Raw genomic sequence first — 14,461 nt, 5'->3', positions numbered from 1 at the left:
CCATTCCACCCAAACAGCGTTCTGCCCGTTTGGCAACGGATGCGTCCTTTTATGGCGGAAATCGGAAGAGATCGTCGATCTCCCCGCCTTGTTCGGAGCGCAGCCGTCGATGGATGTCAGCGTTGCGCGCACCACCGACATTCCCGCGAGGAGCGAGATGCCTCAGTCCTCGCTGCCGTACCGCTTCTCGAGGTACTCGCGAGCGACGACGCGGGCCTCGGCGATGTAGCGCTCGTCGCCGGCCGGATCGTCGCGGAAGGCGCGGTTGATGAGGGAGTCCATGATCTCGACCACGATCTCGAGCCGGAACGCGAGGTCGTCGCCGGCCGGGAGGCTGTACTCGTCGGCCAGGATGTCGGCGAACTGCGCCGCGAAGGAGACGTCGCGCACGACCTCCTCGCCCGGCACGCCCGAGCGCTCGGCGTCGGTGAAGCGGATGATGCGGAAGCCGGCCTCGTCGCGGAACATCGTGACGAACGAGTCGATGGCCGCCTCGACGGCGTTCCACCAGTGCTCGGGCTGCTGCTCGTGGATCGCGGCCACGACGGCCCGCCGGTAGCGGAGGACCGCGCGGTCGCGGAGCGCCTGCAGGAGGACGATGCGGTCGGGGAAGTACCGGTAGACGGTTCCGATGGAGGCGCCGGCGCGTTCGGCGACCATCGCGGTCGTCAGCCGGTCGAAACCGATCTCGTCGACCACCTCGGCGGCCGCGTCCAGCAGCGCGTCGACCCGGGCGGCGCTGCGCTCCTGGATCGGCTCGGTGCGCACGAGCGCGGCTCCGACGGTGTTCTGTCCAGCGACGAGGTCGTTGATGGGCACGATCGCAACTCCTTCTTTCCGGTCACTACGTTACGTGTTGCGGTTCCCCAACCCGGGCGCGACGTCGCGCGTCACGCACTCCATTCGTATCGATCATATTCGTGGAAAGCTCACTTCTTGCGGGGAATTCGCTTCAACTCGCCGTGGATCGCCCCCCAGATCTGGGGACTGTGGAAACCGTTCCTGCACTCCATGAGAGACTTGAACCTCTATGACCGCAACTCCGGACAAGCGCAGCGCCGCCGTGGAGCCCATCATGCACCGGGCGGCGCGCATCGAAGACGCGTTCCACGAGTTCCGGGCCCGCCGGGCGCGCAAGCGCGGCTATCTGGCGACGGTCCTGCCGTACACCGGCTACGGCGCTCCCACCTGGGTGCGCATCCTCGGCCGCGTCGTGCTGGCGAAGGAGCCCAAGCCTGGCAGCCGGGCCGAGCGCAAGCACCGCAAGCGCGAGGAGTCCATCCGCGGCTGGCGCTCGTTCGTCAGCGTCCCCGTGTCGGATGTCACTGTCACCGTCGAGATCGAGGGCGAGACCCACACGGTTCGGCCCGACCGCGGCGGTGTCATCGACACGGTCCTCCCCGTCCAGCTGGCCCCCGGCTGGCACACGGTCCGGCTGTCGACCGTCGAGTCCTCCCGTGTCTTCGAGGCGCCCGTCTACATCGTGGATCCCAAAGCCGAGTTCGGCATCATCTCCGACGTCGACGACACCGTGATGGTGACGGCACTCCCCCGGCCGCTGCTCGCCGCCTGGAACACCTTCGTGCTCGACGAGCACGCGCGCGTCCCCACGCCGGGCATGGCCGTGCTCCTGGAACGTCTGGCCTCCACGCATCCCGGCACGCCCGTCATCTATCTCTCGACCGGCGCGTGGAACGTGGCGCCGACGCTGCGCCGGTTCCTCTCGCGCAACCTCTTCCCGTCCGGCCCCCTCCTCCTCACCGACTGGGGCCCGACCCATGACCGCATCTTCCGCAGCGGCCGCGAGCACAAGCGCACCAACCTGGAGCGTCTCGCCTCCGAGTTCCCCGGCCTCAAGTGGCTGCTCATCGGCGACGACGGACAGCACGACGAGCTGCTCTACGGGGAGTTCACGACGGCGCACCCCGACAACGTGACCGGGGTCGCCATCCGTCAGCTCTCCGGAGGAGAGGCTGTGCTCGCGGGTGGCCGCTCGAAGGCCGAGAAGCACAGCGAGCTCTCGGGCGTCCCGTGGGTCTACGCGCCGGACGGCGCGGGCCTCAGCGAGCAGCTGAGCGACCTGGGCATCCTGCCGTAGCGCGCCTCGCGCCGGTGTCGGTGCGCTGGGGCAGACTGGACGCATGCCAGCACGCCGTGCCGACGTGCTCCGGATGCGACGCCTCGCGCACGCCATCGACGGCGATCCCGAGAACAGCCCGGTCGATGCGACACGCCGGATGCTCGCGGTGCAGGCGCAGGACTTCGCCGCCGCCTGCTGGGCGTTGGCGCTTCGCACGCCGTCCCCGTCGCGCAACGCCGTGCTCGCAGACCTCGACGCCGGCCGCATCGTGCGGTCGTGGCCGATGCGCGGGACGCTGCACTTCGTCCCCCCGGAGGATCTCCGCTGGATGCTCGGGATCACCACCGAGCGCATGATCGCCGGGCTGACGCGCCGGCACCGGGACCTCGAGCTCGAGGCACCCGACTTCACGCGCGCCCGCGACCTCCTCACCGGGGCCCTCGCCGGAGGCGGGAGCCTGAGCCGTGCCGAGGCCATGGAGCTGTGGGAGGCCGCCGGCATCGCCACGGGCGGCCAGCGCGGCTACCACCTCCTCTACTACCTGGCGCAGACCGGGGTGATCTGCTGGGGCCCGACGCACCGCACCCAGCAGGCGATCGTGCTGCTCGACGAGTGGGCACCGCTCGCGGACGCGCACACCTACGAGCCGGACGAGGCGATCGCGGAATTCCTCCGTCGGTATCTCGCGGGCCACGGTCCCGCCACTCTCAAGGACTTCGTGTGGTGGACGAAGGGCACCGTGGCCCAGGCCCGCGTCGCCGTCGCGGTGCTGGGCGACGAGATCACCACGCTCGAGGTCGACGGCGTCGAGTACCTCGTCACGACCGCGCTCGCGGACGCGGCGTCCGCACGCCCGGCGACCCGGGCCGAGAGCGCCGCCGTGCACCTCCTCCCCGGCTTCGACGAGTACCTCCTCGGCTATCAGGATCGCGACCCGGTGATCGACCCGGAGCACTTCGAACGGGTCGTCCCGGGCAAGAACGGGATCTTCTCCCCCGTCATCATCGCGGGCGGCCGCGTGGTGGGCACCTGGCGGCGCGACGGGACCGACATCGAGCCGCGCCCGTTCCTGCCGTTGAGCGCTGCGCAGGAGCGCGGAGTCGCGCGGGCGGCGGATCGGTACGGCCGCTACGCGGACTAGCCTGGAAGCGTGGCACTGAAACTCCCCGCGAACATCCGAGCGACGAGCCGCACGCCCTTCCTGCAGGTGCTCAAGACCGCCGTCGCGATGATTCTGGCGTGGCTCGCTGCGAGCCTGATCGTGCCCGGGGAGCTGCCGGTGTTCGCCGCGATCGCGGCCCTGCTCGTGGTGCAGCCGAGCGTGAACCAGTCCGTCGGCCGTGCGATCGAGCGCTCCCTCGGGGTGATCGTCGGCGTGCTGGTCGCCTACGCGGTCGGCCTGGCGTTCGGGATGAACAGCTGGATCGTGCTGGTCGCCGTCGTCGTGTCGGTGCTGCTCGCCTGGGTGCTCAAGCTGACCCCCGGCAGCGCCAACCAGGTGCCGATCAGCGCCATGCTCGTCCTCGCGATCGGCGCCTCCAACCCGGAGTATGCGCTCGCGCGCATCGGCGAGACCATCGTCGGCGCGGTGATCGGCGTGATCGTCAACATCGCGGTCGTCCCGCCCGTGCTCACGGCGCCCGCGCGCACGGCGGTCCTCGCGCTCGGCAACGAGCTCGCCGCGACGCTCGACCGCCTCGCGCGCGCCATCACCAGCACACTCACGCCGGGTGAGCTGGACGCCCTCCTGATCGAGGCGCGCCTCCTGCGACCGATGGAGGCCAAGGCCGGAACAGCCCTGACCGCGGCCGAGGAGAGCCTGACGCTGAACCCGCGGCAGGGCAAGCACCGGCTCGTCCTGGCCCACGACGAGGCGCTGTTCGCGCGCCTCAAGCCCATCGTCACCCGCGCCGTCGGCATGACGCGCGCCTTCCACGACCACTACGACGACGGGCTCACCGGCGAACCGACGATGATCGCCATCGCCGAAGAGCTGCGGCGGGCGGCGCACGACCTGCGCCTGCTCAGCCGCGACCCGGACCAGCCGATCGTCGAGCCCGACACCGCGACGGCGAACATCCCGGCCCTCACGGCGCCGCTGGTGATCTCCACGCCCGATCCGCGCCACTGGGTGCTGCTCGGGTCGCTCGTGGAGGATCTGCGCCGCATCCACTCCGAGATCACCGGGGACGACGAGGCCGCCTGAGCGGCCCCGCCGGCGCCCGGATCGTTATGCGATGAGCTGGGCGATCGCCTCGGTCAGCGGGAGCGTCTGACGCTCGCCGGTGCGGCGGTTCCAGAGCTCCACCTCGCCGTCGGCGGCGCCGCGGCCGGCGACCAGCACGCGCGGCACGCCGATGAGCTCGGCGTCGCCGAACTTGACGCCCGGGGAGACCTTGGGACGGTCGTCGAGGAGGACCTCGAGCCCGGCGCCCTCGAGCTCGGCAGCGGCCTGCTCGGCCACGTCGAACGCGGCCTGGTCGCGGCCAGCCGCGACCACGTGCACGTCGAACGGCGCGACGGACTCGGGCCAGATCAGGCCCTTGTCGTCGTTGTTCTCCTCGGCGATGATCGCCAGGATGCGAGTCACGCCGATGCCGTACGAGCCCATCGTGACGGTGACGAGCTTGCCGTTCTCGTCCAGCACCTTGAGGCCGAGAGCCTCCGCGTACTTGCGGCCGAGCTGGAAGACGTGGCCGATCTCCATGCCGCGCGCGAGCTCCACGGGGCCGGAGCCGTCGGGCGCGGGGTCGCCCGCCTTGACCTCGGCGACCTCGACCACGCCGTCCCAGGCGAAGTCGCGGCCCGCGACGAGTCCGAAGACGTGCTTGCCGTCGACGTTCGCGCCGGTGATCCAGCCCGAGCCGTCCACGACGCGGGGGTCGACGACGTAGCGGATGCCGGTGGCCGACTCCTCGCCGAGCACGGCGCCCTCGGCCGACCAGGGGCCGATGTAGCCCTTGACCAGACCGGGGTGCTTGGCGAAGTCGGCCTCTGTGGCGGGCTCGATCTCGGCGGGCGCGAAGGCGACCTCTGCACGCTTGGTGTCGACCTCGCGGTCGCCGGGCAGGCCGACGACGACCAGCTCGCGGCTGCCGTCGAGGTGCGTCAGGGCGAGCACGACGTTCTTGAGCGTGTCCGCGGCCGTCCAGGCGCGGCCGTCCGGGCGCGGGTGCTTCTCGTTGGCGACGTCGACCAGCGTCTGGATGGTCGGCGTGTTCGGCGTGTCCAGCACCTCGGCCGGGGTGAGCTTCTCGTAGCCGCGCGCGGGAGGCGCGACGGTCGTGAACGCCTCGACGTTCGCGGCGTATCCGCCCTCCGAGCGCACGAACGTGTCCTCGCCGACGACGGTCGGGTGCAGGAACTCCTCGCTGCGCGAGCCACCCATCGCGCCCGCGTCCGCCTGGACGATGACGTAGGAGAGGCCGAGGCGCTGGAAGATGCGCTCGTACGCGTCGCGCTGCGCGAGGTAGCTGGTCTCGAGGCCGGCGTCGCTGGCGTCGAACGAGTAGGCATCCTTCATCGTGAACTCGCGGCCGCGCAGGAGGCCGGCCCGGGGGCGCGCCTCGTCGCGGTACTTGTCCTGGATCTGGAAGATCGTGAGCGGCAGGTCCTTGTACGACGAGTAGAGGTCCTTCACCAGGAGGGTGAAGACCTCTTCGTGCGTCGGCGCGAGCAGGTAGTCGGCGCCCTTGCGGTCCTGCAGGCGGAAGAGCCCGTCGCCGTACTCCTCCCAGCGGTTGGTGACCTCGTACGGCTCCCGCGGCAGCAGGGCCGGGAAGTGGACCTCGTGCGCGCCGGCGGCGGCCATCTCCTCGCGGATGATCGTCTCGATGCGGGCCTTCACCCGCAGACCGAGCGGCAGCCAAGCGAAGATCCCCGGCGCCTGGCGCCGGATGTAGCCGGCGCGGACCAGCAGCCGGTGGCTGGTGACCTCGGCGTCGGAGGGGTCTTCGCGGAGCGTGCGGAGGAAATAGTTCGTCAGGCGTGTAGGCACCGTTCCATGTTAGAGGGCGCGGAGGGGTGGCATAGTGTGACGGCATGCCCGACCGCCGGACCTCCATCGCCCCGTCCGCGGCGCAGACCGAGCTCGCCCGCTCCCTCGCCGACCTGCGCGCATCGCTCGACCTGCCGGACGGGTTCGCCCCTCCGGTCGAGGAGGAGGCCCGTCGGGCCGCCGCCGATCAGGTGCTTCCGGAGGCGGATCTGACCGCTGTCCCGTTCCTCACGATCGATCCGCCCGGCTCGACCGACCTGGACCAGGCCCTGCACATCGAGCGCAGCGGCGCCGGGCACCGGGTGCGGTACGCGATCGCCGACGTGCCCGCGCTCGTGCGCCCCGGCGGGGCCGTCGACGAGGAGGCGCGGCACCGGGGACAGACCCTCTATGCACCGGATGGGCGCGTCCCGCTGCATCCCGCGGCCATCGGCGAGGACGCCGGCTCGCTCCTGCCGGACGCCCTCCGGAGCGCCTACGTCTGGGACATCGTCCTCGACGCCGACGGGCTCGAGGTGTCGGCGTCGGTCGCGCGGGCGCGCATCCGCTCCCGCCGGCAGTGGACGTACGCGGAGGCTCAGGAGGCGCTCGACAGCGGCACCGCGCCGGAGCCCCTCGCCCTCCTCTCGGAGGTCGGACCCGCACGCATCGCGCAGGAGCGGGCCCGCGGCGGCGCGAGCCTGAACCGCCCCGACGAGGAGATCGTCTTCCGCGACGGCGCGTACGCGATCGAGCGGCGCGCGACGCTTCCTGTCGAGGAGTGGAACGCCCAGCTCTCGCTGCTGACCGGGATGGCGGCCGCCCGCGTCATGCTCGACGCGAAGGTCGGCATCCTGCGCACGATGCCCGCGCCCGGCGCGGAGGCGGTGGAGGCGTTCCGCGCCCAGACCGTCGCGCTCGGCCTCCCCTGGCCTCAGGGTGTCGACTACGGCGAGTATCTGCGCACCCTCGATCACGGTGAGCAGCGTGCCGCTGCGGTACTCCAGGCGGCCGCCGGTCTCTTCCGAGGCGCCGGCTACGTCGCCATGGACGGCGAGGCTCCCGCCGACCCGGACCAATCCGCGATCGCCGCGCCCTACGCGCACACGACCGCGCCACTGCGCCGGCTCGTGGACCGCTGGGCGCTGGTGGTGTGCGACGCACTGTGCGCCGGTCGGCCGGTGCCCGATTGGGCGCGGGAGTCCCTCGGCGCGCTGCCGTCGATCATGGGCGCCTCGAACCGCCTCGCCGCGAAGCTCGACGCCGGAGCGCTCGATCGGGTGGAGGCGGCGCTCCTGGCCTCCCGGATCGGCGCCGTGTTCGACGCCACGGTTCTCGCCGTGCGCAACGGCACGGTCACGGTCCAGCTCGCCGACCCCGTGGTGACGGCATCGCTCCCCCGGCCCGACGGCGTGCGTCCGGGCGACCGGCTGCGGCTCCACCTCGTGGCGGCGGATATCCCGAGCGGGACGATCCGCTTCGACGCCGTCGACCCGGCCGGCGGCGTGGCGCGCTGACGACCCGCGGGCCCGAGTGGCTTAGTGCGCGCCGACGGTGACGACGGGCTCGCCCGACGGGCCGCCCTCCTCACCCATCTCGGCGGCGATGCGGTTGGCCTCGGCGATCAGGGTCTGCACGATCTCGGCCTCGGGCACGGTCTTGATGACCTCGCCCTTGACGAAGATCTGGCCCTTGCCGTTGCCGCTCGCCACGCCCAGGTCGGCCTCACGGGCCTCGCCGGGACCGTTCACGACGCAGCCCATGACGGCGACGCGCAGGGGCACGCTCATGCCCTCCAGGCCGCTCGTGACGTCGTTCGCGAGCGTGTAGACGTCGACCTGCGCGCGGCCGCAGCTCGGGCAGGAGACGATCTCGAGCTTGCGCTCGCGCAGGTTCAGCGACTGCAGGATCTGCAGGCCGACCTTGACCTCCTGCGCCGGCGGGGCGGAGAGGGAGACGCGGATCGTGTCGCCGATGCCCTCGGAGAGCAGGATGCCGAACGCCGTCGCGGACTTGATCGTGCCCTGGAACTCCGGGCCCGCCTCGGTCACACCGAGGTGCAGCGGCCAGTCGCCGCGCTCGGCGAGCTGGCGGTAGGCCTTCACCATGACGATCGGGTCGTTGTGCTTGACCGAGATCTTGAAGTCGTGGAAGTCGTGCTCCTCGAAGAGGCTGGCCTCCCAGACGGCGCTCTCGACGAGCGCCTCGGCGGTGGGCTTGCCGTACTTCTGCAGCAGGCTGGGCTCGAGCGAACCGGCGTTGACGCCGATGCGGAGCGAGACGCCTGCGGCCTTCGCGTACGCCGCGATCTTGCCGACCTGGTCGTCGAACTTGCGGATGTTGCCCGGGTTGACGCGCACGGCCGCACAGCCGGCGTCGATCGCCGCGTAGACGTAGTTCGGCTGGAAGTGGATGTCGGCGATCACCGGGATCTGGCTCTTCCGGGCGATGATCGGCAGCGCCTCGGCGTCGTCACGGCTCGGCACGGCGACGCGGACGATGTCGCAGCCCGAGGCCGTCAGCTCGGCGATCTGTTGGAGCGTCGCGTTGATGTTCGTCGTCGGGGTCGTGCACATCGACTGCACACTGACGGGGGCGTCGCCTCCGACGAGGACTTTGCCGACACGGATCTGGCGGGACGTGCGACGGGGTGCGAGGGTCTCGGGGACTTTGGGCATCCCCAGATTGATTGCTGCCACCCGACAATCCTACGCGGGCCGGTGGGAACCGGCTGGACGCGGGCAGGGAGTCCGCTTGCCGCTCGACCTAGCCGAACAGGTTGACGGGCTTGACGATGTCCGCGTAGGCGAGCAGCAGGCTCATCGCGCCGAACACGATCACGACGGCGAAGGTCAGGGGCATGAGCTTGGCGATGTCGACGGGCCCGGGATCGCGGCGGCGGAAGATCTTCGCCCACGTGCGCCGCACGCCCTCCCACAGCGCCCCGGCGATGTGGCCGCCGTCGAGTGGGAGCAGCGGGACGAGGTTGAAGACGAAGAGGGCGATGTTCAGCGATGCGAGCATCCCGACCATCGTGTAGGCCTTGTCGACGACGGGCACGCCGTCGAGCGCCGTCAGCTCGCCCGCGGCGCGGCCGATGCCGACGACGCCGATCGGGCCGTTCGCATCGCGTTCACCGGAGCCGAAGGCGGCGTTCCAGACGTCGACCATGCGCTGCGGGAGGTGGATGAAGACGTTGAAGACGGCACCGACCTGGGTGCCGACGGCGGGCAGCACGGCCGTGACCGGCTGCGGGACGAGCTCCTGCACGGCCCCGATGCCCGCGAAGCCGGCCGCGAACGTCGCCACCTTCCCGTCGGAGGTCTTGACCACCTGGCCGTCGGAATCGGTCTTGGCGACCTGGTTCGTGGTGGGCGTCAGCGTGACGGTGCGCTCTTCTCCGTCGCGCCGCAGCGTCACCGAGAGGGACCGGTTCGCCGAGTCCCGGATGATCGCGGTCGACTGCGCCCAGGAGGTGATCGGGGTGCCGTCGATGCTGACGATCGTGTCGCCGGGCTTCAGCCCCGCCGCGGCCGCCGGGCCCGCCGGGTCGTTCGACGAGCAGGTCTGGCTGGTGCTGGAGGCCGGGAGGACGCACTGGCTCACGGACGCGATGGTGGTCGAGTTCTGCGGTGTGCCGAAGCCCATCAGGAGCACGCCGAACAGCACGACGGCGATGAGGAGGTTCATGAACGGGCCGCCGAACATGATGATGACGCGCTTCCACACGGCCAGCTTGTAGAAGGTGCGCTCCTCCTCGCCGACCGCCACCGTCTCGGCGCTGGCCGCGCGGGCGTCCGACGCCATGGACTGCATGAAGCCGGTCGTCGCGTTGCGACCGGCGCCGCCCTCCTTGGCCGGGGGGAACATCCCGATCATCGAGATGTAGCCGCCGAGCGGGAGCGCCTTGACGCCGTACTGCGTCTCGCCGCGACGGAACGAGAACAGCGTCTTGCCGAAGCCGATCATGTACTGCGTCACCTTGACGCCGAAGAGCTTGGCGGGCACCAGGTGCCCGATCTCGTGCAGCGCGATCGAGACGGCGAGGCCGATCAGGATGATGACGACGCCGAGGACGAACAGGAGCACGGTTTCCACGGACTCAGGGTACTGTCGCCCAGCTTGGAGCCAGCCGCTAGCCGCCTATGTGGGCGATCAGGCCCCGGCGAACTGCGTCGGGGCACTCAACCGAGTGATCGGCCCCGGCCACGTTTCTGCCGAGGCAAGCACGCCGACCGCGGTGCTGACGCCGTCGGGGACGAGCACCGAGCCGGAGGACGCCTCGACCAGGATGTATGCGGAGGCCGCGCCGTTCACGGTGACGACGTCCAGCCGGTCGGCGTCAGCGTGGCCCGGGATGTCATCGACGGATGAGCCGACCGCGACTCCGGTCGAGGTGGCGATGCTCACCCCGCCGACGGCGGCGGCCTTCGTGGACACGGTCCAGACGGGGGCCAGGAGCACATCGTTGTCGACGGCGCCCGAGTAGTGCTCTTCGTAGATCGTGAGCGCGCCGAACTCGTGCGCGGTCGCGGGGACCGTGTGGTTGGTGCCCGCCACCTCCGTCGTCCCGGTCTGCGGCCCCAGCGAGTGCTCCACCGCGCTCAGCACGTCGGCGACCGGCTCGGCGTAGCCGAACCCGCGTTCTCCGCCCGTCGCATCGACGAAGCGGAGCTCGTCGCCACCGATGACGATCGCGGTCGTCTTCGGCGCGGGCGACGTGGTCGGCGAACCGGTGGGCGAGGTCGATGGCGTCGTGGACGCTCCAGGATCTGCTGCCCCTGCGCACCCCGCCAAGGCGAGTACGACGCTGATCGCTCCGATGAGCGCGCTGAACGTCTTCATGAATCCCCCGATTCCCGGCCGCGTTCCGGCCTCATGTCCGAACCTATCAGCCCGCGATCAGCGCGTCCGCCGCGGCCCGCGCCCAGCGCTCCGCCTCAGCGAGGGACTCGCGGGTGAGCTCGACGGCGGGCTCGTGGGCATCGACGACGCGCTCGACGGTGTCGAGGATGTCCAGGTAGCCGATCGCGCCCGCGTGGAAGGCGGCGACCGCCTGCTCGTTGGCGGCGTTGAAGACGGCGGGATACGTCGACCCCGCGGTTCCGACGCGCTTCGCGAGGGCCACCGCCGGGAACGCCTCGCCGTCGAGCGGCTCGAACGTCCAGGTGTGGGAGGCCGTCCAGTCGAGCGGGACGCCGACGCCGGCCACACGGTCGGGCCAGCCCAGTCCGAGCGAGATCGGCAGGCGCATATCGGGCGGCGACGCCTGCGCGATGGTCGAGCCGTCGACGAACTCCACCATCGAGTGGATGACGGACTGCGGGTGGACCGTCACGTCGATCCGGTCGTAGGGCACGTCGAACAGGAGGTGCGCCTCGATGACCTCGAGACCCTTGTTGACGAGGGTCGAGGAGTTCGTGGTGACGACGAGGCCCATGTCCCAGGTCGGGTGGGCGAGCGCCTCGGCGGGGGTGACATCCCGCAGCGAGTCCTTGCTCCGCCCACGGAACGGGCCGCCGGACGCGGTCAGGACGAGCCGGCGAACCTCGCGCGGCGCGCCCGAGCGGAGTGCCTGCGCGATGGCGGAATGCTCGGAGTCGACGGGCACGATCTGCCCGGGAGCGGCGGCACGCTTCACGAGCTCGCCGCCGACGATCAGCGACTCCTTGTTGGCGAGCGCGAGGCTCGCGCCGGTCTCGAGCGCGGCGAGCGTCGGGCCGAGCCCGACCGAGCCGGTGATGCCGTTGAGCACGACATCGGCTTCGACCGAGCGGACGAGCCGCTCGGAGTCGTCGGCGCCCAGCGCCGTGTCGCGCACGCCGAAGCGCTCGGCCTGAGCTGCGAGCCCATCCGCGTCGCGACCGGCGGTCAGGCCGACGACCTCGAAGAGGTCCGGGTTGGCCGCGATGACGTCGAGCGCCTGCGTGCCGATGGAACCGGTCGAGCCCAGGAGCACGACGCGTCGCGGCCGCCCGGTCATCAGCGGGCGGTCTTCAGGATGTCGATGACGAACACGATCGTGTCCGTGCCCTTGATGGCGCCGTTGCCCGCGTCGCCGTAGCCGTCCGCGGGCGGGATCACGACGAGCACCTGGGAGCCCACCTTCTGACCTTCGAGGGCCTTCTTGAAGCCGGCCACGACCCCGGTGGTGGGGAACGACGTCGGCGCGCCGCGGCTCCAGCTGGAGTCGAACATCTCTCCGTCGCGCCAGATCACGCCCTTGTACTGCACGGTCACCGTGTCGCCCGCCTGGACCGTCTCGCCGTCGCCCTGTTTGAGGACCTCGAGCTCGGTCTGGGTCGGCGGGTCGGCCTTCGGGATGGTGATCGTGGGCTCGCCGGTCTTCGAGAGCTTCACGGTCGGGAACCCGGCCTTGGGCGCGACCGGGGTGCCGTCGGCGCGGGTCGGGGGCAGGTCGACGAGGTCGGCGACGAACACCACCGTGTCGGCCGCTTTCAGGCCGAGCTGGGTGAGGTCGGCGTTGCCGAACGCCTCCTTCGCCGTGCCGGTGAGCACGACGCGTGAGCCGACCTTGAGGCACTCCACGGCGCGCACGAGCCCGGGGACGTACTGGGTGTCGTCCAGGGTGATGGTCTGCGCGGCCTGGTCGTCGAATCCGGCGGCGGCGGTGAGCTCCTTGCCCGTCGCCCCGCTGTAGGCGGCCAGGGCGATGTCGACGGTGGAGCCGGCCTTGGCCTCGGCGCCCTTGCCCGTGATGACGACGCTGCGCTGCAGGTCGGTGGCCTTCAGGGGCGTCGCGAACGTGACGGTCGGGGATTTGCGGAAGTCGCCCTCCACCTTCACCGCCTTGGAGGTGTCGCCTGATTTCAGGTTCTGGCAGGTGGCGGCTGCCGTCGTGCTCGTGGCGGACGGCTCCGGAGACGAGGAGCTGCAGGCGGCCAGCCCGGCGACGACGAGGGCGGCGGTGAGGAGGGAGAGTGATCTGCGCACGATCGAACAGTCTGCCGCATCCGCCTCTGCCTCCGCTGACAGTCCGACCAGAGGGCGGCCCCGGCGCACGGTTCCGCACCTGGCGCCGCCTACGATGGAAGGCATGACTCGCGAATTCTCGGTTCCCCAGTCCCGCCACGTCGCCACGGCCCTCCCGGGCCCGCGCTCGCAGGAGCTGCAGCGACGACGCGAGGCGGTGGTGAGCCGGGGTGCCGGGACGCTCGCGAACATCTACATGGAGTCGGGCTCCGGCGCGATCCTGGTCGACGTCGACGGCAACCGTCTGATCGACCTGGGCTGCGGCATCGGCGTGACCACCATCGGCCACGCCCACCCCGAGGTCGCGGCCGCCGCGGCCGCGCAGGCCGCCAAGCTGACCCACACCCTCTTCACGGTCACCCCGTACGAGAACTACGTGCGTGTGGCCGAGAAGCTCGCCGAGATCACCCCCGGCGACTTCGAGAAGCGCAGCATCCTGGTGAACTCGGGCGCCGAGGCCGTGGAGAACGCGGTCAAGATCGCCCGCAAGTTCACCGGCCGCCGCGCGATCGCGACGCTCGACCACGCATTCCACGGCCGCACGAACCTGACCATGGCGATGACGTACCGCCCCTGGCCCGAGCGCGCGGGCATGGGCCCGTTCCCCGGCGAGATCTACAGCCTCCCGATCAGCTACCCGTTCCGCGACCCCGAGGGGATGACGGGCGAGGAGGCCGCCGAGCGCACGATCGACTACATCCGCACGCACATCGGCGCGACCGAGCTCGCCGCGTTGTTCGTCGAGCCGATCCAGGGCGACGGCGGCATCATCATCCCGGCGCCGGGCTACTTCCAGCGCCTCTCCGAGTTCTGCACCGAGAACGGCATCGTCTTCGTGGCCGACGAGATCCAGGCCGGCATCGGCCGGACGGGCACCTGGTACTCGATCGAGCACCACAGCGTCGTCCCGGACCTCGTCACGAGCGCGAAGGGCATCGCCGGCGGGTTCCCGCTCGCGGCGGTCACCGGCCGCGCGGACATCATGGACGCCGTCCAGCCCGGCGGCATCGGCGGCACGTTCGGCGGCAACCCGGTCTCCACGGCCGCGGCCCTGGCCGTCTTCGAGGCCTTCGAGAAGGAGGATCTGCTCGCCGAGGCCCGTCGCGTCGAGGCGGCGCTGTGGGCGCGCATCGGCGATTGGGCCGAGCGCTTCGCGGTCGTCGGCGAGGTGCGCGGCAAGGGCGCGATGTTCGGCATCGAACTCGTCGTCCCCGGCACGACGAAGCCGAACCCGGAGGCACTGAAGGCCGTGCTCGCGCACGCGACCGCCAACGGCGTCATCCCGCTCGACGCCGGCAGCTGGGACAGCGTGCTGCGCCTCCTGCCGTCCGTCGTCATCAGCGAAGAGCTGATCGACGACGCGGCGAGCGTCATCGAAGAGGCGCTGGCGAAGCTCGGCTGAGGGCCACGCC

General features: G+C 71.1%; 12 protein-coding genes. 5 read left to right on the top strand and 7 right to left on the bottom strand.

Annotation, left to right across the window (positions count from 1 at the left end; genetic code table 11):
• Positions 1-162 precede the first annotated feature (162 nt).
• On the bottom strand, positions 163-819 hold the full coding sequence (locus FHX33_RS05435; RefSeq protein ID WP_021762842.1) for a TetR/AcrR family transcriptional regulator: 657 nt from the start codon (positions 817-819) through the stop codon (positions 163-165).
• A gap of 211 nt (positions 820-1,030) precedes the next feature.
• On the opposite strand from FHX33_RS05435, the gene FHX33_RS05430 reads away from it, so the two are divergent.
• From FHX33_RS05430 to FHX33_RS05420, 3 genes are read left to right on the top strand one after another with little or no spacing between them, the layout of a single operon-like run.
• Complete coding sequence (locus tag FHX33_RS05430; protein ID WP_021762843.1) at positions 1,031-2,098, top strand: App1 family protein; 1,068 nt, start codon at positions 1,031-1,033, stop codon at positions 2,096-2,098.
• Positions 2,099-2,141: 43 nt separating this feature from the next.
• Positions 2,142-3,221 carry a winged helix DNA-binding domain-containing protein gene (locus FHX33_RS05425; RefSeq protein WP_039922069.1) on the top strand — a complete coding sequence of 360 codons (1,080 nt, stop codon included), beginning with the start codon at positions 2,142-2,144 and terminating at the stop codon, positions 3,219-3,221.
• A 15-nt stretch (positions 3,222-3,236) separates the two neighbouring features.
• Positions 3,237-4,286, top strand: a complete 1,050-nt coding sequence (locus tag FHX33_RS05420) for an FUSC family protein (RefSeq protein ID WP_039922087.1) — start codon at positions 3,237-3,239, stop codon at positions 4,284-4,286.
• A gap of 24 nt (positions 4,287-4,310) precedes the next feature.
• Here FHX33_RS05420 and FHX33_RS05415 read toward each other — a convergent pair whose 3' ends face one another.
• The gene (locus FHX33_RS05415) at positions 4,311-6,077 is read right to left on the bottom strand and encodes a proline--tRNA ligase (protein ID WP_021762846.1); all 1,767 of its coding nucleotides are present in this window, start codon (positions 6,075-6,077) and stop codon (positions 4,311-4,313) included.
• A 44-nt stretch (positions 6,078-6,121) separates the two neighbouring features.
• Between FHX33_RS05415 and FHX33_RS05410 the strand changes: the two genes are divergently transcribed.
• Complete coding sequence (locus FHX33_RS05410; RefSeq protein ID WP_021762847.1) at positions 6,122-7,573, top strand: RNB domain-containing ribonuclease; 1,452 nt, start codon at positions 6,122-6,124, stop codon at positions 7,571-7,573.
• A 21-nt stretch (positions 7,574-7,594) separates the two neighbouring features.
• Here the strand turns inward: FHX33_RS05410 and ispG are convergent, their stop codons facing one another.
• From ispG to FHX33_RS05385, 5 genes are all read right to left on the bottom strand, one after another.
• A complete protein-coding gene (gene ispG, locus FHX33_RS05405) occupies positions 7,595-8,734 on the bottom strand; it encodes a flavodoxin-dependent (E)-4-hydroxy-3-methylbut-2-enyl-diphosphate synthase (protein WP_021762848.1) in 1,140 nt (379 codons plus the stop codon).
• An 88-nt stretch (positions 8,735-8,822) separates the two neighbouring features.
• A complete protein-coding gene (locus tag FHX33_RS05400) occupies positions 8,823-10,145 on the bottom strand; it encodes a M50 family metallopeptidase (RefSeq protein ID WP_039922074.1) in 1,323 nt (440 codons plus the stop codon).
• A gap of 66 nt (positions 10,146-10,211) precedes the next feature.
• Positions 10,212-10,901, bottom strand: coding sequence for a hypothetical protein (locus FHX33_RS05395; RefSeq protein ID WP_021762850.1), 690 nt, complete (start codon positions 10,899-10,901; stop codon positions 10,212-10,214).
• 46 nt (positions 10,902-10,947) lie between these two features.
• A complete protein-coding gene (locus tag FHX33_RS05390; RefSeq protein ID WP_021762851.1) occupies positions 10,948-12,039 on the bottom strand; it encodes a 1-deoxy-D-xylulose-5-phosphate reductoisomerase in 1,092 nt (363 codons plus the stop codon).
• On the bottom strand, positions 12,039-13,010 hold the full coding sequence (locus FHX33_RS05385) for an FKBP-type peptidyl-prolyl cis-trans isomerase (RefSeq protein ID WP_039922076.1): 972 nt from the start codon (positions 13,008-13,010) through the stop codon (positions 12,039-12,041). The genes FHX33_RS05390 and FHX33_RS05385 overlap by 1 nt, the downstream gene beginning before the upstream one ends.
• A 94-nt stretch (positions 13,011-13,104) precedes the next feature.
• On the opposite strand from FHX33_RS05385, the gene FHX33_RS05380 reads away from it, so the two are divergent.
• Positions 13,105-14,451 carry an aminotransferase class III-fold pyridoxal phosphate-dependent enzyme gene (locus FHX33_RS05380; RefSeq protein ID WP_039922077.1) on the top strand — a complete coding sequence of 449 codons (1,347 nt, stop codon included), beginning with the start codon at positions 13,105-13,107 and terminating at the stop codon, positions 14,449-14,451.
• Positions 14,452-14,461 lie beyond the last annotated feature (10 nt).

Source organism: Leifsonia aquatica (assembly GCF_014190775.1).
Taxonomy (GTDB): Bacteria; Actinomycetota; Actinomycetes; order Actinomycetales; family Microbacteriaceae; genus Leifsonia; species Leifsonia aquatica.
Note: the sequence above shows the minus strand (reverse complement) of the source record. Positions and strands in the feature narration are given on the sequence as shown.

What these genes read in the sequence shown, in the direction of transcription:
- FHX33_RS05430 (WP_021762843.1), top strand. Translation starts at nt 1,031, where the DNA reads ATGACCGCAACTCCGGACAAGCGCAGCGCCGCCGTGGAGCCCATCATG.
- FHX33_RS05425 (WP_039922069.1), top strand. Translation starts at nt 2,142, where the DNA reads ATGCCAGCACGCCGTGCCGACGTGCTCCGGATGCGACGCCTCGCGCAC.
- FHX33_RS05410 (WP_021762847.1), top strand. Translation starts at nt 6,122, where the DNA reads ATGCCCGACCGCCGGACCTCCATCGCCCCGTCCGCGGCGCAGACCGAG.
- ispG (WP_021762848.1), bottom strand. Translation starts at nt 8,734, where the DNA reads ATGCCCAAAGTCCCCGAGACCCTCGCACCCCGTCGCACGTCCCGCCAG.
- FHX33_RS05395 (WP_021762850.1), bottom strand. Translation starts at nt 10,901, where the DNA reads ATGAAGACGTTCAGCGCGCTCATCGGAGCGATCAGCGTCGTACTCGCC.
- FHX33_RS05390 (WP_021762851.1), bottom strand. Translation starts at nt 12,039, where the DNA reads ATGACCGGGCGGCCGCGACGCGTCGTGCTCCTGGGCTCGACCGGTTCC.
- FHX33_RS05380 (WP_039922077.1), top strand. Translation starts at nt 13,105, where the DNA reads ATGGAAGGCATGACTCGCGAATTCTCGGTTCCCCAGTCCCGCCACGTC.